The organism is Acetomicrobium sp. S15 = DSM 107314, assembly GCF_016125955.1.
In the GTDB taxonomy this organism is placed as follows: domain Bacteria; phylum Synergistota; class Synergistia; order Synergistales; family Thermosynergistaceae; genus Thermosynergistes; species Thermosynergistes pyruvativorans.
On sequence record NZ_JADEVE010000350.1, the window covers coordinates 1 to 329 of the forward strand.

The window sequence follows — 329 nt, forward strand, 5'->3', positions numbered from 1 at the left end:
AAGGCCAAACCCTCGCACGCCTTGGCGCGTATGACATCCGAGTTCTCACCTATGCCGGCCGTGAAGACGATCGCATCGAGCCCGCCCATCGCCGCAGCATAGGCCCCTATGTATTTCCCATGTATCATTTCTAAATACGAAAGAAGCATTCCCAATATATACAAAGGGACAGCCAAGGTCATAATACGAAGCATAGAAGCAGTTAAAGCTTTACTTGCAGTAGCTGAAAGCTTTTACGCTACACTCAAGGCTAGATTGCTCGGGCAGGAACAAGTTGGCCAACACGAGAAGAGCTTAAAAATGCCGTCTTCGAGTACATCGGGGTAGGT

1 pseudogene is annotated in these 329 nt (G+C 49.2%); it reads right to left on the reverse strand.

Annotation, left to right across the window (positions count from 1 at the left end):
* Nucleotides 1–116: pseudogene (locus EZM41_RS11000) on the reverse strand (hypothetical protein); the annotation flags it as partial.
* Between the last annotated feature and the right edge of the window lie 213 nt (nucleotides 117–329).